This is a genomic window from Sphingobium sp. C100 (assembly GCF_000508185.1).
In the GTDB taxonomy this organism is placed as follows: Bacteria; Pseudomonadota; Alphaproteobacteria; order Sphingomonadales; family Sphingomonadaceae; genus Sphingobium.
Genome location: NZ_AYOY01000164.1, coordinates 1 through 20640, shown reverse-complemented (window position 1 = coordinate 20640; position 20640 = coordinate 1). Strand labels below are relative to the sequence as shown.

The window sequence follows — 20640 nt, the reverse complement described above, 5'->3', positions numbered from 1 at the left end:
AGACGGAGCGCTGGGCGGCAGCTACCCCCCATGCCAGACATTGGACAGATGGCGTGGCGGGCGACCGGGTGCAAGGAGGATGACGTCGATTCGCATGTCATCGCCGGGTTTTGCCAGATCATGCCAGAGAATGTCCGCCGCCGCCGCAACGCGGGCGAGGCGCCGTTCGTCGATCGCCAGGTCAAGATCAGCCGCGCTTGCCCGCGCCTTCACCTCGACAAAGGCGAGCATGGCCCCCCGACGCGCGACCAGATCAACCTCTCCGGCGGGCGTGCGCAGACGGCGGCCGACAATCTGCCAGCCTTTGAGGCGCAGCCACCAGCCAGCGATGCGTTCGGCCTGCCGTCCGCGTTGCTCCGCTTGGCGGCGACTCATGCCTTGAGTTCCATCGCCCGGTCATAGAGGGCGCGGCGGTCGAGACCGAATTTCTTCGCCACTTCGCCGGCGGCCTTTGACACGGGCAGGCGGATCATCGCGTCCAGCAGCGCACCGTCGACATCCTCGGCGCTGGGCGGCGGCGCTTCGCCGGGCGGCCCCACCGTGACGACGATCTCGCCCTTGGGCGGGGCGTCGGCATAGCGCGCGGACAATTGGCGCAAGGTGCCGGTCGCGGTCTCCTCGAACGTCTTGCTGATCTCGCGACTCACCGCCGCCTCCCGATCGCCCAGATGGGCGGCCATGGCCGACAGCGAATCGGACAGGCGCGGACCGCTTTCGTAGAAGACCAGGGTTGCGCGCAGGGCCGCCACCTCGTCCAGCGCGTCGCCCCGCGCCTTCGCCTTGCTGGGCAAAAACCCCATGAACAGGAAACGATCGGTCGGCAGGCCCGACAGGGTCAGCGCCGCGATCGCTGCGCTGGGACCGGGCAGGGTCGTGATCCTGCGCCCCGCCGCTCGCGCGTCGCGCACCAGCTTATAGCCCGGATCGGAAATGAGCGGCGTGCCCGCGTCGGAAAGCAAAGCGACCGATTCGCCCGCCATCCGGTCGACCAGCCGCGCCCGCACCGAATCGGCGCTATGGTCATGATAGGGGATCATCGGCCGGTCGGAGCCGGCATGGCGCAACAGGCGGGCGCTCACCCGCGTATCTTCGACCGCGACGACATCCGCCAGCCGCAATATCTCTGCGCCGCGCGGTGTCAGGTCTCCAAGGTTGCCGATCGGCCCCGCGACGATATAAAGCCCGGGCTCAAGCCCCACATGCGAAGTTTCCATAAGGACGCCAGATGACAGAGACGGATGCCCCCCGGCAAGCGAACATGTTCGCTTCGATCAAGCGCGGCGCGCGGATCGCGTTCATGGGCGCGGCCCTGTTCCTGGCCGCCTGCCAGTCGATCGTGCCCAAGGGGCCGGCGCCGGCCACGCCCAGCGGCCCGGCGCAGCCGACCGCACCCGAAGTCGTGCAGGGCTTGCCCACCGATACCGCCCGTCATCGCGTCGCCCTGCTGGTGCCGATGAGCGGCACCAATGCCGGGGTCGGCCAGTCGATCGCCAACGCCACCACGCTGGCGCTGCTGGACACCAAGACGGACAAGGTGCGCATCACCACCTATGACACGGCGCTGGGCGCGGCGGCAGCGGTGAACAAGGCGCTGGCGGACGGCAACCGCCTGATCCTGGGGCCGCTGCTGGCCGAGGACGCCCGGATCGTCGGGCCGATCGCGGCGCGGGCCAATGTCCCGGTCATCAGCTTTTCCAACGACAACAGCGTCGCTGGCGGCGGCGTCTACATCATGGGCTATAATCCCAACCAGTCGATCGAACGGGTCGTGGACTTCGCCAAGTCCAAGGGGCTGAGCCAGTTCGGCGCGCTGGTGCCGCGCGGCACCTATGGCGAACGGGCGGGCAATGCTCTGCTGCGTGCGGTGGAGCAGGCGGGCGGCACGGTGGTGTCGATGCAGACTTTCGATCGATCGTCGGGGTCGATTGCCGCGGCGGTCAAGAAGCTCCAGGCTTCGTCCAGCTATGACGCGCTGCTGATCGCCGATTCGGGCCGCGTCGCGCTTCAGGTCGCGCCGATCGTGCGGAAAAATGGCGGGGCGAACGCGCGCCTGCTGGGCACCGAACTTTGGAACGCCGAACCCTCGCTCGCCAGCAGCCCGGTGCTGCGCGGCGCATGGTTCGCCAGCGTGTCCGATGGCCTTTATCGCCAGCTCGTGACCAAATATCGGGCGCGCTTCGGCAGCACCCCTTTCCGCCTGTCCTCGCTCGGCTATGACGCCGTGCTGCTGACGGTGCGGATCGCCCAGCAATGGAAGCCCGGCGCCCCTTTCCCGGCCGCGCGGCTGCGCGACGCGGGCGGCTTTTCAGGCATTGACGGCGCCTTCCGCTTTAACCGGACGGGCGTTGCGGAACGCGCGCTGGAAGTGTCCGAAGTGGGCGCCGGCGCCTTCACCGTAGTCGATGCCGCACCGCGCAGCTTCGCGGACTGAGCGAGCGCCCGGCTTTGCGACGCGAGACAATGGCGGCATGATCGCGGCTGGTTCGTCTTTCCACCCATGGCGCAAACCATGAAGGGAGAAAGCCGTCCATGTCCTTGACCATCCGCATCATGATCGCGCTGGTGGCGGGTCTTGCCAGTGGCATCCTGCTCGCCGAATGGGGCGGCGCCTGGGACGCGGAAGTCGTCGCGATCGCGCAACCGATCGGCAAGGCCTGGCTGGGCGGCCTGCAAATGCCGCTCATCCCGCTCATCTTCGCGCTGCTGGTGACGGGCATCGCCCAGGCCGCGACGACGGCGCGCAAAAATGGACTGGCTGGGCGAGCCATCGCTTTGTTCGCGATCCTGCTGGTCGGCGCGGCGAGCGTGGCAGCAATCGCCGGCCCGCTGATGCTGCATGTCTGGCCGGTCCCGGCGGGGGCCGTAGGTGCGCTGGCGGGCGCCGGGCCAGTGGCGGAAGTACCCGATGTGCGGCCGTCGGCTGCATGGCTGCTGGGCTTCATCCCGGTCAATCCGCTCAAATCCGCCGCCGATGGCCAGGTTGTCGCGGTGGTGCTGTTCGCCCTCATCTTCGGCTTTGCCGTGACGCGGATCACGCCGGAACGCCGCGCCCAATTGACCGGCCTGTTCGAAGCGCTGGGCGACGCGCTGTTGGTGGTGGTGAACTGGGTGCTATGGCTGGCCCCGGTCGGGGTCTTCGCGCTGGCGCTGGTGGCCGGCGCACGGTCAGGGCTGGCGACGGCCGGCGCGCTGCTCCATTATATCGGCTTCATCGTCCTGCTCTGTCTGCTGGTGACGCTGCTGGTCTATCCGCTGGCCATGATCCTGGGGCGGATCGGAGCGGGTCGCTTCGCCCGCGCCGTCTTTCCGGGCCAGGCCATCGCCTTTTCGACGCAAAGCTCGATCGCATCGCTGCCCGCGATGATCCAGGCCTGCGACGGCCCGCTCCAGGTTCGGGAGACCAGCCGGTCGATCATATTGCCGCTGGCGATATCCCTCTTCCGCATCACCAGTCCGCCCGCCAATCTGGGCGTGGCGCTCTATGTTGCGGCGATGAACGGGGTGACGCTGGGGCCGACCCAGCTGGTCATGGGCGTGTTGGTGGCCGCGATCGTCAGCCTGGCTGCCGTCGGCCTGCCCAGCCAGATTACCTTCTTCACCACCACCGGCCCCATCTGCCTGGCCATGGGCGTGCCGGTGGAGGCGTTGCCGTTGCTGCTGGCGGTGGAGACGGTGCCCGACATATTTCGCACCGTGGGCAATGTGACCGCCGACATGGGCGTGACGCGGATTCTGGACCAGCGAAGGACCGACGCGGGCTGAACCGCGCCCGCCCCGCAACCGCTCAGGGCACGCGCCGCGCGGTGATGATCCTGACCGGCGTCTCCAGCATCTGCCCCTTCATCACCCCCTCGCCCTTCGTCGCCGATTTCGGCGCGGCGAGGATGGCCTTCACGACGTCCAGCCCCTCGATCACATGGGCGAAGACGGCAAAGCCCTGATTGTCGCCCGGCGCCTCCGGATTGGCATCCATGGACGGCATCCGGCCCAGCACGATGAAGAAATCGCCCGTCGCGCTGCCCGGCGCATAGCGCGCCATGGACAGCGCGCCATCGTCATGGACCAGGCCGGTCCGGCTGGTCGGCTCATGGGCGATGGGCGGCAGGATGCGCTTGGGATCATTTTGCGCCCCGCCCTGGACGAAGCCATAATCGGGTGCGCCGACGCCGCGATAGAAGGCGGCGCCGTCAAACCTTTTCTCATCGACATATTTCAGGAAATTGCCGGCCGTCACCGGCGCCTTGCCGCTATGGACCGCGATCAGGATCAGGCCCCGGTCGGTTTCCATCGCGACCCGCACATCGGCCGGGTCGAGCATGGGTGCGGGAACCGGCGCTGTCTGGGCCAAAGCAGGCGATAGCGTCAGGAGGGCGATCAGGACAATGGCGAGCTGGCGAATCATGGCGTCAGCCTAGTCCGGGTCGGGCGTCGATGGGAATAGTCGCTTTGCATTGGCCGCAAAGCCGCCCGTCAGCCCTCCAGCAGGCGCTGGAGCGCGCGGACGTCGGCATCCATGTCGGGATTGCTCTCCCGCAGCGCCTCGATCGTGCGCACGGCATGGATCACGGTGCTATGATCGCGCCCGCCGAAGATACGGCCGATTTCGGGCAGCGAACGCGGCGTCATCTTCTTGGCGAGATACATGGCGACCTGGCGCGGGCGGGCCACGGCGCGGGCGCGGCGCTTGGAGCGCATTTCGGCCGGATCGATCTTGAAATGGGCGGCGCAGGCCTTCTGGATTTCATCCACGGTGATGCGGCGGGCATTGGCGCGCACCGCATCGGCCAGCATCTGCTGCGCGAAGTCGAGATCGATCGAACGGCCGGTAAGCTGCCCATAAGCGACCAGCTTGTTGAAGGCGCCTTCCAGCTCGCGCACGTTGGAGCGGATCGAGCGGGCGAGGAAATCAATGACCATGTCCGGCACCGGCGGATCGCCCGCGACCGCCCGCTTCGATTCGAGGATGGCCAGCCGCAGGTCGAGGTCGGCCGGCCGAATGTCGGCCACCAGCCCGCCCGCAAGGCGCGAGAGAATGCGCGCATCGATCGATTCGAGCATCTGCGGCGCCCGGTCGGCGGTCACGACGATGCGCGCGCCCGCGTCGATCAGGTCGTTGATCGTGTGGAGAAACTCCTCCTGCGTCGATCCCTTGCCGGCGATGAACTGGATGTCGTCGATCAGCAGCAGGCGGGCGGCGCGCAGGCGCGCCTTGAACGCCATCGTCTCATTGGCGCGCATCGCATTCACAAATTCCATCATGAAGCGTTCGGCCGACATGTAGAGCACCGGCGCTGCGGGCGAGTGCGCCGAAAAGGCGGCGGCAATGCCATGGAGCAGGTGCGTCTTGCCCTGGCCGGTGCCGCCATGGATGAAGAGGGGCGTGAAGCGTGGCTGCGCCTCGCCCGCCATCGCCTGCGCGGCGGACCAGGCAAGCCGGTTGGTTTCGCCGACCACGAAGGCTGCGAAGCTGTGGCGGGGCTGGAAATTGGATGCGACAGCCGTTTCGACCGGCGCAGCATCGGGTTCGGCGGCATGGACGACTTCCAGCAGGCGCGGCCCGGTGGCGTCCGGCGCACGCCGCACCCGCACCTCCCGCACGCTTACGCCGGCGCTGCGCCACGCCATGCGCAGGCGGTCGCCAAACTGGCCGGACACGAAATTGGCGCTGAAGTCGGTTGCGACGAGCAGGTCGAGCGTCTGGGATTCGGGGCAATAGTCGCCCAGCCGCGCCGGCTTGAGCCACTGGTCGAACAAACGCGCACCCAAATCGCGGCGCAGACCCGCGCGAATGGCGGTCCAGGCGGAGTCCAGGCCGGCAACATCCCGAATATCCGTCACCTGACGTCCAACCACCGCTGCCCTGCCCTTCATTGCTTTAACCGACCCCCCACATCGGCCGAACGGCGCAAAAAAGCCCATCCGGAAAAGCACCTGCCTTTCCGAGCATATTGCATCGTCTGACCTAATGACGGCCACCGAAATTCGATTCGAATGGCGGCCGGAGGAGCAAAATAGACAGGGGCGCTCCACCGGATCAAGGGCGCGCCCCTTCAAAAAAATGAAATAAAGCCGTTGACTCAGCAAACCCGCCAAAAAGGCCGATCCGAGAAATATCTCTTAAATATCAATGTCTTATCTTTGCAACCCTGTGGTGCAGCGCGTCGAATCGCGGGAATTGCGCGGGTCATAAAAATGACAGCGGTGTGAATGAACGATGAAAAGCCCGCTCCGGCGATCCGGAGCGGGCTTTTTATTCAGGCGTCCCTGTGAAGGGTCAGGCGATCGCGCTGACGGCCTTGGTCAGGCGGCCGAACTTGCGCGCGGCGGTGTTCTTGTGCAGCACGCCGCGGGCGACGCCACGGGCCAGTTCGGGCTGAACGGACTGCAGGGCGGTCGCGGCGGCGGTCTTGTCACCGGCGACGATGGCGGCTTCCACCTTCTTCACCAGGGTGCGGATCCGGCTGATGCGGGCGCCATTGATTGCGGCGCGACGCTCATTGCGACGGATGCGCTTCTTGGCTTGCGGCGTATTGGCCATTCTATTCCTCGGTTCTCGTCAAATCTCGGGAAGAGGCCTGTCGATACCGACCCGCCTCATGAAGGAGCGCCCCTTACAGGGGATAAGGCCGGTCGTCAACCGATGCTGCCTCCGCTATTTCTGACATTTTGGGCAGAAGAAGGTCGATCGGCCTCCATCGACTCGCCGACGCACCACGCCGCCACAGCCACATGCCTCCCCCTCGCGACCATAGACGCGCCACTGTTTGGAAAAATAGCCCAGCTCGCCATCGGGACGCGCATAGTCGCGCAGGGTCGAGCCGCCAGCGACGATGGCGGCGGACAGAACCGAGCGAATCGCCTCGACCAACAGGCCCAATCGCGCCCGGCTGATCTTGCCCGCCGCGCGAGTCGGCGCAATGCCCGCCATGTTGAGCGCTTCGCAGACATAGATATTGCCAAGTCCGGCCACGATTCGCTGGTCGAGCAGCGCCGCCTTGATCGAGGTCGCCTTGCCGTGCAGCGCGGCAGCGAGCGCATCAACGGTGAAATCCGGCTCCAGCGGCTCCGGCCCCATGCGGGTGAAGGGCGCATAACCGGGCCAGGCGTCCGACCGAACGAGATCGAGCGAGCCGAATCGGCGCGGATCGTTCAGCGACAGCAGCCTGCCGCCCCCGGTCTCGATCAACAGATGGTCATGTGCGCCAATCTCCGCCGGATCGATTCGCCAGCGCCCCGACATGCCGAGATGGAAGATCATCATGTCGCCGCGATCGGTTTCGATCAGGCCATATTTGGCGCGGCGCGACAGGCCGGTGACGGTCGCGCCCGTCAGCCGCTGGCGCAGGTCGACGGGAATCGGGAAGCGCAGATCGGCGCGGCGCGGTTCGACCCGCGTCAGCACGCTGCCCTGAAGGACCGCGCGCAGGCCGGCGACAGTGGTTTCGACTTCGGGAAGCTCAGGCATGGGGCCTGATGCAGTGATCAGGGCGTGCTGGCAACAGCCGTGTCGGGGTCCAGACCGGGGTAACGTTCGATCAGCGCGCGGGTGACGCCGTTGGTCCAGCCGAAACCGTCCTGCAACGGATATTCCCCGCCGCCGCCGGGCCTGCGCTCTTCCACATCATATTTCTCCAGCATCTTGCCCGTGTCCCGCCAGGCCGCATCGATCGTGCCGATCCAGCGCCGCGCAATCTCTTTCGCCAGGTCGTCATGGCCGGTCCGCCCCAGCCCCGCCACCGCGATCCATTGCAGCGGGGCCCAGCCATTGGGGCTGTCCCATTGCTGGCCGCTGGCGATGCGGGTGGTGCGTAGCCCGCCCTGCGCCAGCAGTTGCGCGCGGGTCAGGGCCGCGACGGCATCGGCTTGCCTGTCATCGGCCATGCCGACAAACAGCGGATAGAGCGTCGCGGCGGACAGGACGGGCGTGGGCTTGCCCGCCTGCCGGTCCCAGTCGGCAAAGCGGCCGGCGCGTGGCTGCCAGAGCCAGCGGTCGATGGCGCGACGGCGCGCGGCGGCGAGCGATTCGAACCGACGCGTGCAATCGGCATCTCCGGCGGCGGCGCAATGGCGGGCGATGGCCCGCTCCAGCCCCCACAACAGGCTGTTAAGGTCCACCGGCACCATGTCGGTCGTGCGGATGGTGGAGAGGCGGGCGGGATCGTCCAGCCAACGCGATGAAAAATCCCAGCCGCTTTCCGCGCCCGCGCGCAAATGCCGATAAAGTTCGGCAGCGGGCCGGTTGCTGGCGCGCGCGGTGGCGACATCCTCGGCCCAGCTTTCATCGCGCGGTCCCGCCCGGTCGTCCCAATAGCGGTTGAGCAGCGCGCCGTCCGGCATCCGCACGACCCGCAACGCCGCCCCCGACCGCCGCGCCTCGTCCGCCCCGCGCATCCAGAAATCATGCTCCGCGCGCAGGGCGACGAGGTGGCGCGGATCATCGGGGCGGCTGGCAAGGTCGACCATCAGCGCGAAGAAGGGCGGCTGCGACCGGCCGAGATAGTAAGTGCGGGTGCCGTTGGGAATGAAGCCATAGCGGGCGATAAGGCTTTCGAAATCGGTCAGCATGGAATCGATCAGATCCTGCCGCCCGTCGGCCCGCAGCCCCAGCATCGTGAAATAGCTGTCCCAATAATAGATTTCGCGAAACCGGCCGCCCGGCACGACATAGGGCGCGGGCAGAGCCAGCGCGGAGGAGCCGGGCGGCGGATCGAGCGGCGGGCGGGTGAGGTGCGGCCAGAGCGCCTTGATATGCCCGCGCAGGGTGGGCGCTGGCGCCGCGACCGCTTCGCCCGGCACGTCGAAGTGGCGCAGGACGAAGGCGCGCAACGCTTCGCCCTGGGGCTTTTCCGCGCGATAGGATCGCAGGATCGCGGCGGGATCGCCCTTCGGCGCCGCGTCGGCGAAACTCTTGCCGTCGGCGAAGATGCGCGCGCGCTGCACCGCTTCGAACAAGGGGCCGTAGATTTGCTGCGGGCTGGCGACCGGCGCCGCCTGCGCCATGCACAGCAGTGCGGCCAGGCCACAAAGGATGAAACGACGCATCGGCAAGGCTCCCCCGGTTCGACCGGGACGGAAATGGATGACGGCCGCGAAACGTTCCGGGGTAGCGCGCGCCTGCCGGTCAAGACCGACAGCCATATCCGATTTTTTCGTTCTGGCGTCGTTTTTGCGCAAAACCGGTTCCCACTTTCGCGCGCGATGCTCTAGAGCGAGGGCCATGAACGAAACAGCATCCTTTGGCTATCGCGACGTCGATGCCGCTGAAAAGGCGGGCATGGTCCGCGAAGTCTTCTCCAATGTTGCGGCCCGCTACGACCTGATGAACGACGCCATGTCGGGCGGCGCGCATCGCCTGTGGAAGGACCAGTTCGTCAAGCGGGTAAAGCCCCGGCCGGACGAACAGATACTCGACATGGCCGGCGGCACCGGCGACGTGGCCTTTCGTATGCACAAGCATGGCGCGCAGGTGACGGTGTCGGACATCAATCCCGAAATGCTGGCCGTGGGCGTGGAGCGGGCGCAGAAGAAGGGCTATGACGGCCTGATCTGGTCGGAACAGAATGCGGAGGCGCTGACCTTCGACGACCGCGCGTTCGACGCCTATACGATCGCCTTTGGCATCCGCAACGTCACCCATATCGACCAGGCGCTGGCCGAGGCGCACCGCGTCCTCAAATATGGCGGCCGTTTCTTCTGCCTGGAATTTTCCACCACGACCTGGCCGGGCTTTTCGGACGTCTATGATGTCTATTCGCACAAGCTGGTGCCGCAATTGGGCAAGCTGTTCGCCAATGACGCGGACAGCTATCGCTACCTGATCGAATCGATCCGCCGCTTCCCCCCCATGCCCAAATTCGAAGGCATGATCCGCGAGGCAGGCTTTGTGAACACCAAGGTCGAGCCGATCCTGGGCGGGCTGGTCGCTATCCACAGCGGGTGGAAGATCTGACGCCCGCATGACGACTCACATCACGCATATCTGGCGCCTGCTGAAATGGGGCCGAACTCTGGCGCGGCATGGCGCGCTCACCGGCATAGAGCGCGATCCGCTGACCCCGTCGCCGGTCAGGCGGCTGGTGCGCGTCGCCCGCCTGGGCGCGCGCGTGCCCAGGCAGCCGCGCTATGCAGACGCGTTCCAGGCGATCGGCCCGGCCGCGATCAAGCTGGGGCAGACGCTCGCCACCCGCCCCGATCTGGTGGGTGAGGACGCGGCGCAGGATCTGCTGCGCTTGCAGGATGCGCTGCCCCCGGTGCCGTTCGAAACCATCAAGGCGCAGATCGAACAAAGCTTCGGCCGGCCGCTCGACGCGCTCTACAGCCGCTTCGATGAAGTGCCGGTGGGCGCGGCCTCGATCGCGCAGGTCCACCATGCGCTGACCACCGACGGCCGCGACGTCGCGGTCAAGGTCATCCGTCCCGGCGTGATCGACCAGTTCAACCGCGACATCCAGACCTATGAATGGGCGGCCGCCCATGTCGAGCAGTTGGGCGGCGAGATCGCCCGCCTGCGCCCGCGCCTCGTCATCGCCAACCTGAAGCGCTGGACCGCGCGCGAGCTGGACCTGCGGCGGGAAGCCGCATCGGCCTCCGAACTGGCCGAAGCCATGGAGGCGATGCCCGGATACCGCATTCCCGCCATCGACTGGGACCGCACGAGCGGCAAGGTCATGACGATGGAATGGATCGACGGCATCAAAATCTCCGATCGCGATGCGCTGATCGCGGCGGGCCATGACGTGAAGGATCTGGCCGCGCGCCTCGTCAATGCCTTCCTGCGGCAGGCGATCGCCGAGGGCTTTTTCCACGCGGACATGCATCAGGGCAATTTGTTCGTGACGGCGAGCGGCGACATCGTCGCGATCGACTTCGGCATCATGGGCCGGATCGACCGGCGCGCGCGCATGTGGCTGGCGGAAATTCTCTACGGCCTCATCACCGGCAACTACCGCCGCGTCGCCGAAATTCATTTCGAAGCGCAATATGTGCCCGCCCACCATAATGTCGCGGAATTCGCGACCGCGCTGCGCGCCGTGGGCGAACCGATGCGCGGCAAGCCGGTGCGCGAATTGTCGGTCGGCGGGATGCTCGACGGACTGTTCGCGATCACCCGCGACTTCGACATGCAGACCCAGCCGCATCTGCTGCTGCTGCAAAAGACGATGGTGATGGTGGAGGGCGTGGCGACCGCGCTCGACCCCGACATCAATATGTGGGAAACGAGTGGCCCCTATGTGAAGGGCTGGCTGCGCGACGAACTGGGGCCAGAGGCCGCCGTCGCCGATGCGCTGATCGAAAACTGGCGCACGCTCCAGCGGTTGCCCGCCCTCGTCCGCCGGATCGAGGATGCCTTCCCCGAAAAAGGCGGCGCCCCGCCCCCGCCGCCCTTGAGCGAGGTCAAGCTGATCCGCGTCGGCGGCGGCTGGCGCTATGCAGCGGTGGCGGTGATCGCGGCGGTGGCCGGGGCTGGCGCGATGTGGCTGGCATCCGCTATCTGACCGGGGATGGATAACGGCATCAGAACCATTCCCGCCATCTTCGATCCAATGACGGTGAAGCAGATCGACGCCCGCCTCGACGCTATCGAAGCCGATGATCGCGTGGTGATCGTCTGGGCTATCGAAAGCGGTAGCCGGGCCTGGGGCTTTCCGTCTCCCGACAGTGACTATGACTGCCGTTTCCTGTTTGTGCGACAGGAAGACGACTATCTCTCGCCTTGGACCCGTCGGGATGTAATCGAAACCCCGCTCGAAGGCGACTTGGACGTGAATGGCTGGGATTTGGGCAAGGCAATAAAATTGCTGCTCAAGGGTAATGCCGTGGTGATCGAGTGGTTGACGTCACCCATCGCCTATCGGGGAGATTCGTGGATACGCGAAGGGTTGCTGGATCTGGCCCGCCGCTTCACGGATCGCGATGCAGTGGCGCGTCACTATCTCCATCTTGGCGAAGGCCAGCGGAAAAGCTATTTTTCTGACGACAAGAATGTTGCGTTGAAGAAACTCTTCTATGCCTTACGGCCGGCCGCTGCATTGCGCTGGATGCGCTTGCACCCGGACGAGAGAATCGCGCCCATGCATTTCCCAACGCTGATGGCGCAATGCTCGCCGCCATCCGATGTCATTAACATTGCATCTGAACTCATCGCGTTGAAAGCAGAATCCAAGGAAATGGGGAGCGCGCCGCTACCCGTCGCCGTCCGGCATTTTGTTGACTCCGAATTCTCTACAGCACGTGAAACCTTTGCACCGCGCAGCAATACGTTGGACCTAACCGCCATGGAAGCAGCGGAAGCGCTTTTCCGCGTGGCCATCCGGCGATATGCACGAATGCCATGACCCAACGCGTCCTCCTCATCATTTCCGGCGGCATCGCGGCCTATAAATCGCTCGAACTGGTGCGCCAGTTGCGCAAGCGCGGTATCGCCGTCCGGGCGGTGCTCACGCAGAGCGCCAAGCAGTTCGTGACGCCCCTGTCGCTGGGCGTGCTGACAGAGGATCATGTCTATGACGACCTGTTCGACCTGAAGGCCGAGCGGGAGATCGGGCATATTCAGTTGAGCCGTCAGGCCGATCTCGTCGTGGTCGCGCCCGCCACCGCGAATATCCTCGCGAAGATGGCGAACGGCATCGCCGACGACCTGGCCACCACATTGCTGCTCGCCACCGACACGCCGGTGCTGGCGGTCCCGGCGATGAATGTGCGGATGTGGCATCACAAGGCGACGCAGCGCAATCTGGAGCGGCTCCACGCCGATGGCGTCCACATCATGGAACCGGACAGCGGCGCCATGGCGTGCGGCGAATTTGGCCGGGGGCGACTGCCTGAACCCGAAGCGATCGCGGCGGAGGTCCAGCGCCTGCTCGCCCTGCCCCAGCGCGCCGATCCGCTGGCGGGCCAGCCCGATTTCGCGCGCGACGACCTGCCGCTGACCGGCAGGCATATCCTGATCACCGCCGGCCCGACCCATGAACCGATCGATCCGGTGCGCTACATCGCCAACCGATCGTCGGGCAAGCAGGGTTTCGCCATCGCCGCCGCCGCCGTGCGGGCCGGCGCGCGGGTGACGCTGGTGGCGGGGCCTGTCCATCTGCCCACCCCGCCCGGCGTCGACCGGGTCGATGTCGAAACCGCGCGCGAAATGCTCGCGGCCGTCGCGGAGGCGCTTCCGGCCGACGCCGCGATCATGGTCGCCGCCGTCGCCGACTGGCGCGCCGCCGACGCCGCCGAGCAGAAGCTGAAAAAAGATGGATCGGGCCAGCCCGCGCCGCTCGCACTGATCGAAAATCCCGACATTCTCGCAACGCTCGGTCGCCACCCCCAACGCCCCACGCTGCTGGTGGGCTTCGCCGCCGAAACGCAGAATATCGCCGAACATGCGCGGGCGAAGCTGGCGAAGAAGGGCGCGGACTGGATCGTCGCCAATGATGTGTCGGGGGACGTGATGGGCGGCGATGCCAACGCCGTGCAGATCGTCACCGCCGCCGGCATCGACTCCTGGCCCGTCATGCCCAAGGCGCAAGTCGCCGACAAACTCATCGAAAAGGTTGCCCATGCCCTCACCTCTCGCCCCGATTGAAATCCGGCTGAAGCGCCTGCCCCATGGCGAGGGGTTGCCCGTGCCCGCCTATGCCACGGCTCATGCAGCGGGCATGGACGTGGTGTCGGCGGAGGAACTGACATTGGCGCCGGGGGACCGTCATGCCGTGGCGACCGGCTTCGCCATGGCGATTCCCGAAGGCTATGAGGTGCAGGTGCGGCCGCGATCGGGACTGGCGCTCAAACATGGCATATCATTGCCCAACACGCCCGGCACGATCGACGCGGACTATCGCGGCGAATTGAAGATCATCCTCATCAACCATGGCGATCAGCCCTTCGCCATCAAGCGCGGCGACCGCATCGCCCAGTTGGTGGTCGCGCCGGTCCAGCTTGCCAGCTTCGCGCAGGTCGATATGCTGGACGACACCGTTCGGGGACAGGGCGGCTTCGGTTCGACAGGAGTGTGACGCGATGACGATCCTGCTTTCGCTGATGCTGGCCGCGGCGCCGGCGGCGGGCGACGTCCCGCCCGTGCCGCAGGATCTCAGCAACGTGCCCGTCATCGACGGCTGGCTGGGGCGGAAGGTCTCGCCGCGCTGGTCGGAGGATGTCGCCCGGCTCTACCGCAATGGGGACTGTGGCGGCGCGGTCAGCCATGAAGGGTCGCGCCTGCTGGAAATCGACATGCTGTTCCTGTTATCGGGCGATGGCAAGCCGCTGAAGATCATGCCGGTCAACGCCCGTTGCCCGGACGTTGAACAGTTCGTCAGCAAGCGCATCCTCGGCTCGCTGCGCGGCTCCTTTCCCAAAAGCGGTGCGACCGCGCCGCGCTGGATGCGCTCGCAGGTCCGCTTCCTCTGGTCCGACGCGCCGTGATGCTGGGCGACGACCAGTTGGAGCGCTATGCCCGGCACATCATCCTCAAGGAGATTGGCGGCGCGGGACAGGCGCGGCTGCTGGGCGCCCACGTCGCGGTGATCGGCGCGGGCGGCATCGGCAGCCCGGCGATCCTCTACCTGGCCGCGGCGGGCGTCGGCACCATCCGCGTGATCGACGATGACGTCGTCGCCCTGTCCAACCTCCAACGGCAAATCCTGTTCGGCACGGCCGATGTCGGCGCTCCCAAGGCGGAAGCGGCGATGGCGGCGGTGGCGCGGATCAATCCCGATGTGAAGCTGATCCCCATCAACGCGCGGATCGATGCCGGCAATGCCGACCTGATGCTGCGCGATGCCGACGTCGTGCTGGACGGCTGCGACAATTTCGACACGCGGCTTGCCGTCGCCGATGCCGCGCAACGGCTGCGCATTGCGCTGGTGTCCGCCGCCGTCGGCCCGTTCGAGGGGCAATTGGCCACCTATCGCGGCTGGGAAGCGGACAAGCCCTGCTATCGCTGCCTGGTTGGCGCGCCCGAAGATGCGCCCGAGCGCAATTGCGCCGAAACCGGCGTCATCGGCGCGCTCACCGGCGCGATCGGCAGTCTGGCGGCGCTGGAGACGATCCGTTCGCTCGTCCCCTTCGGCACGGACATGGCCGGCAAGCTGCTGATTGCCGATCTGCTGTCGATGCGGTTTCGCACTCTGGACGTCGCCAAGGACCCGGCCTGTTCGGCATGTGCTGCGGAACTATGCGCGCCCTGAACATGATCGTGGCGACGCCGGACGCAGAGCGGTTTCGCGGCGCGATCCTGCTGGCGGCGGCGCAGGCGGCGCTGGGCGGCGCGGCCACGCTTTTCCTGCAACTGGATGCCGTCGCGCTGCTGCGCCCCCCAATCACCGCGCCGCGTGATGAAGCCCATGGCGCCAGTGGCCTGCCGTCGCTGGCAATGCTGCTGGCCGATGCGACGGCCCTGGGCGTGCGCATCATCGCCTGCCAGAGCGGCATGGCGCTATGCGGGCTGTCCGCAGACGATCTGCCGGATGGGGTTCTGGCCGGGGGGCCGGTCGGCCTGCTTCAGCAGGCGGGGCCAGAGGATCAACTGCTGTTCGTCTGACCCGTCAGCGAATCACGGGAAATAAATGGCGCAAATTGCGCGCGCGCCGGCTCTCGGTGGCCGATCCGGCCTGCACGTCGGGCGGGCGCAGGCCCTGAACGATGGGCAGCACGCCGACATGGGCCGCGCCCCAGAAAGCGGCGAAGCATAACAGGGTCGCCAGACCGTAGCGAATTGGCTTCACGCGTCTTGCCCTCCATCCTCGCGCAGGAAAATATCCTCTATCGCCAGTTCGAACAAGTCGGCGATGCGAAAGGCAAGCGGCAGCGATGGATCATATTTGCCGGTTTCGATCGCATTGACGCTTTGCCGCGAAATGCCCAGCTGCACCGCCAGTTCGCCCTGGCTCCAGTCCCGCTCGGCCCGCAGCAGCCGCAACCGGTTCTTCACGCGCGCGTCCAGTTCAGGCATCGCGACAACCCGACCGCGATTGCGAAGACCGGAATGGCGGCCCAGGCCGGCACATGCGGCACGACGCGAAACTGCTCCAGAAAGCCCCATACCGTCGCCAGCACCAGCAGCACGCCCGTCCCGAACAGGGCCGATTGCGCCAGCTTCAGCCGGAGATATTCATCCTGCTCCTCGACCAGCAGCCGCGCCATCGCCGCGACCATGGACAGGGCGCCTACCGCCGGCAACAGGGCCAGACCCCACAATAGCGCGCCCGAAGGATGCCAGTTCCTATAGGCATAGACCGCGACGAACAGACCGAGCGTATAGAGAAGGCTGCCCGCGATCATCCGGCGATTGTAGCGTCGCATCGCCGGCGTGAGACTGGCATCGGCGCGGGCCGATCGTTCGATCGCCAGCACCAGCGGCACCGTCATGCCCGTGGCGAACAGCATCACCGCCAGCGTTCCCGCCCAGCCCAGGTCGAACCGACGCACGACCAGCCCGGCGACGATCATCGCTCCGCAAAAGGCCATGGCCCAGACCAGAATGGAACGCCGCCCGCCAAGGGATGGAATCGTCAACATAGCCAAGCTCCTTTGACATATTGTCAAGGACCATTGACACATATCGCATATGACTGTCAAGGACCGTTGACAGTCATATCAGAAGTCCGCGTAGCGCTCATTCCCCACAAAGCCCAGATTTTCGACCCCTGCGCGGCGGATGTCGGCCAGCAACTCGTCCATGAGAAGATAGCGCGCATCCGCGCTCGGTTCGAACTGCAATTCCGGCTCGGTCGGCAACGCCAGCGACCGCGCCAGATAGCGCCGCAGCGTCAATCGGTCGATCATCGCCCCGTTCCAGCGGATCAGGCCCGCACCATCGACCGTCAGCCGGTTTTTCACCGGATCGACCTCGATCGGCGTTTCGCGCGCCGGACCGGGCAGGCTGATGCCGACGCTGTGCGTCTGGATGGGGATGGTGATGATGAACATGATGAGGAGGACCAGCATCACATCGATCAGGGGGGTCGTATTCATTTCCCCCATCGGTTCGTGCGAGTCGGAACGGGAAAGCGCGTGTGCAACAATCGATGCCATAAATCCCTCCTTGCGTTATGATATAATATTTTATTATGCGCTTTGCCGCGCATTGACAAGCCGTGCCGCTTCCTCCTCGACTTGCCCCGCCGCCCGCGGCTAAGAGGGATCGCATGATGAAGCTCTTTATCGGTAACAAGGCCTATTCCAGCTGGTCGCTGCGCGGCTGGCTGGCGTGCAAGCTGTCCGGCCTGCCCTTCGAGGAAGCGGTCGTCCCGCTCTATGACGAAGCGTGGGAAAAGCGGCGCGAAGGCGACGAGTTCGCGCCGTCGTCGGGCAAGGTGCCGATTCTGTGGGATGGCGACGACATCGTCGTGTGGGACAGCCTGGCCATCATCGAATATCTGAATGAAAAGAGCGGCGAGGCATTCTGGCCCGCCGATCCGGCGCCCCGCGCCATGGCCCGGTCGATGGCGGCGGAAATGCATTCCAGCTTTGCCGGGCTGCGCCGCGAGCACAGCATGAACATCCGCCAGATCTATGCGCCGGCGCCGCCATCCGAAGCGGTGACGCAGGATATCGCCCGGATCATGGAATTATGGGCGCAGGCGCGCGCGCGCCATGGCGGGGAGGGCGAATTTCTGTTCGGCGCGTTCGGCGCGGCCGACATCATGTTCGCGCCGGTCGTCACGCGCTTCATCACCTATCAACTGCCCGTCGCCCGCTTTGCCGAGGCCTATATGCGCGCGATCATCGCCCATCCCTGGATGCAGGAATGGATCGGCGGGGCGCAGGCGGAGGATTGGGTGATCGACCGGTTCGAGGCCCCGCCGCAAACGGTATAGACGCGATGACCGACCAGCCCGAATCCACGGACGCGGCCAAGGAAGCGCGCGCGCAGGAAGCCGCCGCGATTCGCCGCCGCTGGATCACCCTTGGCGAAGGCGTCGCCCTGCTGGCTGTGACGATTTCCGGGCTGACCCTCTATATCAACTGGTCGGACAAGCGCGACACGCGCGCCGAGCGGGCGGCCGAAAGCCGGCTGGCATCCACGCGCGCCGCCAGGCTGGTGCTCAACGCCGGTTCGGTCGAGGGCGATCGCATCCGGCTGAGGCCCACCGATCCCGCGCAGCTGGTCCAGAGCCAGACCATCCTCTTTCCCCGCGCGTTGGGAGTCGCACCCGTCGACACGACCGGCGAGCCGCGCATCGAGGCGCGCTGGTTCGACAGCGCGCTCAAGCGGGCGCGCGACAAGGCGAAGCTGCCCGACGACAGCGTCGGCGACGAAAAGCTGCCGGTGGCGATCGTCACGCGATTCGTCGTCAATGGCGACACGCATGAAAATGCGGCCCTTTATGACATCGGCTACGGCATTGCCGGCAAATGGCTGTCGGGCCACAAGCTGAGCCTGCACGGCCTGTCCCTGGTGCGCCAGGTAAAGGCGGCCGGCGCGCAGGATGCGCTCGACAAACGCTGGGCCGGGATGCCGGCAGGACGCTGAACCGGCCAAAGAAAAAGGGGCCGCCAACCGGCAGCCCCTTCAATAACTGGTCCCGAAGGATCGCGGCGATCAGCCGACGATTTCTTCCGGCTTGAAGAAATAGCCGATCTCGATCGCGGCATTTTCCTCGCTGTCCGAACCATGGACCGAATTGGCCTCGATCGATTCGGCATAATCCTTGCGAATGGTGCCTTCATCGGCATTGGCCGGGTTGGTGGCGCCCATGATGTCGCGGTTGCGCTTCACGGCGTCTTCGCCTTCCAGCACCTGGACCACGACCGGACCGGAGATCATGAAGGCGACCAGATCGGCGAAGAAGGGGCGTTCCTTATGGACCGCGTAGAAGCCTTCGGCCTGTTCGCGGCTCATGCGGATGCGCTTGGACGCGACGACGCGCAGGCCGGCTTCCTCCAGCTTCTTGGTGACGGCGCCGGTCAGGTTGCGGCGGGTAGCGTCGGGCTTGATGATCGAGAAGGTGCGCGTGACGGCCATGGCCCTCAAAACTCCAGACTGTGGGAAAGTTGCGCGCCCTTTAGACGCGGGCGCGGCAGGCCGCAAGGGGGAGAGGGCATCAGGGCCATGCCGCGCGCATTTCTGCTGAACGGCCGGCTTGGGTGGGGGGAGCGGAAGGGCGGCTTTTCCTGGCCCCTGGTCGTCACCCCGGCGAAGGCTGGAGTCTCAATGGGTCTGGCGCGTCATGGCCTGAGATCCCGGCTTTCGCCGGGATGACGAAATTTGATCGTTCGCGGACCTCCCTACGGCCCCTGCACCCATTTGCGGCCTTCCTGCCGCCAGAAGCGCGGCTCGACCCCGTCCGCCTTGCTCAGCGCCCGCCAGCTCTGCCGCGCGCCGTCGATCGTGTCGGCGTCGAAGAAGTAGAAGGCGCGTTCGAAGCCCAGCGCCTCATCCCGCCAGAGGCCATCCGCCAGGGCGATGTGCCGCGCGCCGTTGCCCGCGTCGCAGGCGTCGCTCAGCAGGATCGGCTGATGCGCCTCCCCCCCTTCCCCGGCGCGGCCATGGGCCAGGAAGCTTTCGGGCGGCCCGGCCCACAGGCCAGCGGAAATCCGCTCCAGCCGGTCAGGTTCATGCGCGACCACCAGCAGCCGCGCGCCCATGTCGAGGATGCGCCCGGCGATCGCAGGCAGCACCCCCTCCACCGGATCGCGGCTGAGCTGGTAGAAATCGACCTGCATCAGACCTCGAACTTGTCCGCGACCAGGCGGTCGATCAGGCGCACGCCATAGCCGGTCGCGCCCTTGTCCCAGGTGGCGCCGGGCTTGTCCGCCCACACCATGCCGGCAATGTCGAGATGCGCCCATTTGACGCCATCCTCGACGAAGCGCTTGATGAACTGCGCGGCGGTGATCGATCCGGCGTAGCGCGGACCGATATTCTTCATGTCCGCGATCGGGCTGTCGAGCAGCTTGTCATAAGCGTCGGACAAGGGGAAGCGCCACAGCTTCTCGCCCGTCGCCTGACCGGCCGCGTTCAACGCCTCGGCCAGCCCGTCGTCATTGGTGAAGATGCCGCCATATTCATGGCCCAGCGACACGATGATGGCGCCGGTCAGCGTCGCCAGGTCGATGATCAGTTCAGGATCATAGGTCTTCTGCGCCCAGGTGACGGCGTCGCACAGCACCAGCCGCCCTTCGGCGTCGGTGTTGAGCACTTCGATCGTCTGGCCCGACATGGAGGTGACGACATCGCCCGGCCGCTGGGCATTGCCGTCGGGCATGTTCTCGACCAAGCCGCAGATGCCGACGACCCGCGCCTTAGCCTTGCGACCGGCGAGCGCCTTCATCGCGCCCGCGACGGCGCCCGCGCCGCCCATGTCCCACTTCATATCCTCCATGCCCGCGCCGGGCTTCAGCGAAATGCCGCCGGTGTCGAAGGTCACGCCCTTGCCGACGAAGACGACGGGCTTTTCCTGCGCGCCGTCGGTGCCGTCCCATTCCATCGCCAGCAGGCGCGGTTCGCGGACCGATCCCTGCGCGACGCCCAGCAGGGCCCCCATGCCCAGTTCCTGCATCGCCGCCTTGTCCAGCACGGTGATGCGAACGCCCAGTTCCTCAAGGTGGCGGCAGCGTTCGACGAAGCTTTCGGGGTAGAGGATATTGGCCGGCTCGGCGACCAGCTCGCGGGTGAAGGCGACACCGGCGGCGACCGCCGTCAGC

The 20640-nt window shown here is 66.3% G+C and carries 26 protein-coding genes; 12 read left to right on the top strand and 14 right to left on the bottom strand.

The window, feature by feature from the left end:
* Positions 1–21: 21 nt before the first annotated feature.
* Both C100_RS40145 and rsmI read right to left on the bottom strand, forming a co-directional pair.
* The gene (locus tag C100_RS40145) at positions 22–375 is read right to left on the bottom strand and encodes a YraN family protein (protein ID WP_024020780.1); all 354 of its coding nucleotides are present in this window, start codon (positions 373–375) and stop codon (positions 22–24) included.
* Positions 372–1214 (bottom strand): 16S rRNA (cytidine(1402)-2'-O)-methyltransferase, encoded by an 843-nt coding sequence (gene rsmI / locus C100_RS40140; RefSeq protein ID WP_024020779.1) that lies wholly within the window; start codon positions 1212–1214, stop codon positions 372–374. Before rsmI ends, C100_RS40145 begins: the two co-directional genes overlap by 4 nt.
* 11 nt (positions 1215–1225) lie before the next feature.
* Between rsmI and C100_RS40135 the strand changes: the two genes are divergently transcribed.
* Positions 1226–2431, top strand: coding sequence for a penicillin-binding protein activator (locus tag C100_RS40135; RefSeq protein WP_024020778.1), 1206 nt, complete (start codon positions 1226–1228; stop codon positions 2429–2431).
* Between the two features lie 98 nt (positions 2432–2529).
* Positions 2530–3762 carry a dicarboxylate/amino acid:cation symporter gene (locus C100_RS40130; RefSeq protein WP_024020777.1) on the top strand — a complete coding sequence of 411 codons (1233 nt, stop codon included), beginning with the start codon at positions 2530–2532 and terminating at the stop codon, positions 3760–3762.
* A 22-nt stretch (positions 3763–3784) separates the two neighbouring features.
* On the opposite strand, the gene C100_RS40125 is transcribed toward C100_RS40130, so the two are convergent.
* The 5 genes from C100_RS40125 to treF form a co-directional block, all read right to left on the bottom strand.
* On the bottom strand, positions 3785–4402 hold the full coding sequence (locus C100_RS40125; RefSeq protein WP_024020776.1) for a peptidylprolyl isomerase: 618 nt from the start codon (positions 4400–4402) through the stop codon (positions 3785–3787).
* A 68-nt stretch (positions 4403–4470) separates the two neighbouring features.
* The gene (gene dnaA, locus C100_RS40120) at positions 4471–5871 is read right to left on the bottom strand and encodes a chromosomal replication initiator protein DnaA (protein WP_024020775.1); all 1401 of its coding nucleotides are present in this window, start codon (positions 5869–5871) and stop codon (positions 4471–4473) included.
* A gap of 403 nt (positions 5872–6274) precedes the next feature.
* The gene (gene rpsT, locus C100_RS40115; RefSeq protein WP_024020774.1) at positions 6275–6538 is read right to left on the bottom strand and encodes a 30S ribosomal protein S20; all 264 of its coding nucleotides are present in this window, start codon (positions 6536–6538) and stop codon (positions 6275–6277) included.
* Positions 6539–6652: 114 nt separating this feature from the next.
* Entirely contained in the window at positions 6653–7465 is an 813-nt protein-coding gene (gene mutM, locus C100_RS40110; RefSeq protein WP_024020773.1) for a bifunctional DNA-formamidopyrimidine glycosylase/DNA-(apurinic or apyrimidinic site) lyase, read from the bottom strand.
* Positions 7466–7482: 17 nt separating this feature from the next.
* Complete coding sequence (treF, locus tag C100_RS40105; RefSeq protein ID WP_031309880.1) at positions 7483–9042, bottom strand: alpha,alpha-trehalase TreF; 1560 nt, start codon at positions 9040–9042, stop codon at positions 7483–7485.
* Between the two features lie 175 nt (positions 9043–9217).
* Here treF and C100_RS40100 point away from each other — a divergent pair, with 175 nt between their 5' ends.
* Genes C100_RS40100 through C100_RS40065 form a run of 8 tightly spaced genes read left to right on the top strand, consistent with a single transcriptional unit; the run spans position 9218 to position 15532 of the window.
* Positions 9218–9949 (top strand): class I SAM-dependent methyltransferase, encoded by a 732-nt coding sequence (locus C100_RS40100; RefSeq protein WP_024020770.1) that lies wholly within the window; start codon positions 9218–9220, stop codon positions 9947–9949.
* 7 nt (positions 9950–9956) lie between these two features.
* The gene (ubiB, locus tag C100_RS40095) at positions 9957–11495 is read left to right on the top strand and encodes a 2-polyprenylphenol 6-hydroxylase (RefSeq protein ID WP_024020769.1); all 1539 of its coding nucleotides are present in this window, start codon (positions 9957–9959) and stop codon (positions 11493–11495) included.
* Between the two features lie 6 nt (positions 11496–11501).
* Entirely contained in the window at positions 11502–12335 is an 834-nt protein-coding gene (locus C100_RS40090; RefSeq protein WP_024020768.1) for a nucleotidyltransferase domain-containing protein, read from the top strand.
* The gene (coaBC, locus tag C100_RS40085; RefSeq protein ID WP_024020767.1) at positions 12332–13576 is read left to right on the top strand and encodes a bifunctional phosphopantothenoylcysteine decarboxylase/phosphopantothenate--cysteine ligase CoaBC; all 1245 of its coding nucleotides are present in this window, start codon (positions 12332–12334) and stop codon (positions 13574–13576) included. The genes C100_RS40090 and coaBC overlap by 4 nt, the downstream gene beginning before the upstream one ends.
* Positions 13551–14006 (top strand): dUTP diphosphatase, encoded by a 456-nt coding sequence (gene dut, locus C100_RS40080; protein WP_024020766.1) that lies wholly within the window; start codon positions 13551–13553, stop codon positions 14004–14006. Before coaBC ends, dut begins: the two co-directional genes overlap by 26 nt.
* A gap of 4 nt (positions 14007–14010) precedes the next feature.
* Positions 14011–14415 (top strand): hypothetical protein, encoded by a 405-nt coding sequence (locus C100_RS40075; RefSeq protein WP_024020765.1) that lies wholly within the window; start codon positions 14011–14013, stop codon positions 14413–14415.
* Positions 14412–15179, top strand: a complete 768-nt coding sequence (locus tag C100_RS40070; RefSeq protein WP_024020764.1) for a HesA/MoeB/ThiF family protein — start codon at positions 14412–14414, stop codon at positions 15177–15179. The genes C100_RS40075 and C100_RS40070 overlap by 4 nt, the downstream gene beginning before the upstream one ends.
* Positions 15167–15532, top strand: coding sequence for a DsrE/DsrF/DrsH-like family protein (locus C100_RS40065; RefSeq protein WP_024020763.1), 366 nt, complete (start codon positions 15167–15169; stop codon positions 15530–15532). Before C100_RS40070 ends, C100_RS40065 begins: the two co-directional genes overlap by 13 nt.
* 4 nt (positions 15533–15536) lie before the next feature.
* On the opposite strand, the gene C100_RS40060 is transcribed toward C100_RS40065, so the two are convergent.
* The 4 genes from C100_RS40060 to C100_RS40045 form a co-directional block, all read right to left on the bottom strand.
* Positions 15537–15716 (bottom strand): hypothetical protein, encoded by a 180-nt coding sequence (locus C100_RS40060; RefSeq protein ID WP_024020762.1) that lies wholly within the window; start codon positions 15714–15716, stop codon positions 15537–15539.
* The gene (locus C100_RS40055; protein WP_031309878.1) at positions 15713–15922 is read right to left on the bottom strand and encodes a helix-turn-helix transcriptional regulator; all 210 of its coding nucleotides are present in this window, start codon (positions 15920–15922) and stop codon (positions 15713–15715) included. Before C100_RS40055 ends, C100_RS40060 begins: the two co-directional genes overlap by 4 nt.
* Positions 15919–16509 (bottom strand): hypothetical protein, encoded by a 591-nt coding sequence (locus C100_RS40050; protein WP_024020760.1) that lies wholly within the window; start codon positions 16507–16509, stop codon positions 15919–15921. Before C100_RS40050 ends, C100_RS40055 begins: the two co-directional genes overlap by 4 nt.
* A gap of 78 nt (positions 16510–16587) precedes the next feature.
* Positions 16588–17025, bottom strand: a complete 438-nt coding sequence (locus tag C100_RS40045; RefSeq protein ID WP_024020759.1) for an ExbD/TolR family protein — start codon at positions 17023–17025, stop codon at positions 16588–16590.
* A 113-nt stretch (positions 17026–17138) separates the two neighbouring features.
* Between C100_RS40045 and C100_RS40040 the strand changes: the two genes are divergently transcribed.
* On the top strand, positions 17139–17810 hold the full coding sequence (locus C100_RS40040; RefSeq protein WP_024020758.1) for a glutathione S-transferase family protein: 672 nt from the start codon (positions 17139–17141) through the stop codon (positions 17808–17810).
* A gap of 5 nt (positions 17811–17815) precedes the next feature.
* Positions 17816–18466: a hypothetical protein gene (locus tag C100_RS40035; protein ID WP_024020757.1), complete on the top strand. Its 651-nt coding sequence runs from the start codon at positions 17816–17818 to the stop codon at positions 18464–18466.
* 69 nt (positions 18467–18535) lie between these two features.
* On the opposite strand, the gene ndk is transcribed toward C100_RS40035, so the two are convergent.
* From ndk to C100_RS0124985, 3 genes are all read right to left on the bottom strand, one after another.
* Entirely contained in the window at positions 18536–18958 is a 423-nt protein-coding gene (gene ndk, locus C100_RS40030) for a nucleoside-diphosphate kinase (protein ID WP_024020756.1), read from the bottom strand.
* Positions 18959–19221: 263 nt separating this feature from the next.
* On the bottom strand, positions 19222–19659 hold the full coding sequence (locus C100_RS40025; protein WP_024020755.1) for a DNA polymerase III subunit chi: 438 nt from the start codon (positions 19657–19659) through the stop codon (positions 19222–19224).
* Positions 19659–20640, bottom strand: a 982-nt coding sequence (locus C100_RS0124985; RefSeq protein WP_031309875.1) for a leucyl aminopeptidase, incomplete at its 5' end; no start/stop codon positions are given. The genes C100_RS0124985 and C100_RS40025, both read right to left, overlap by 1 nt.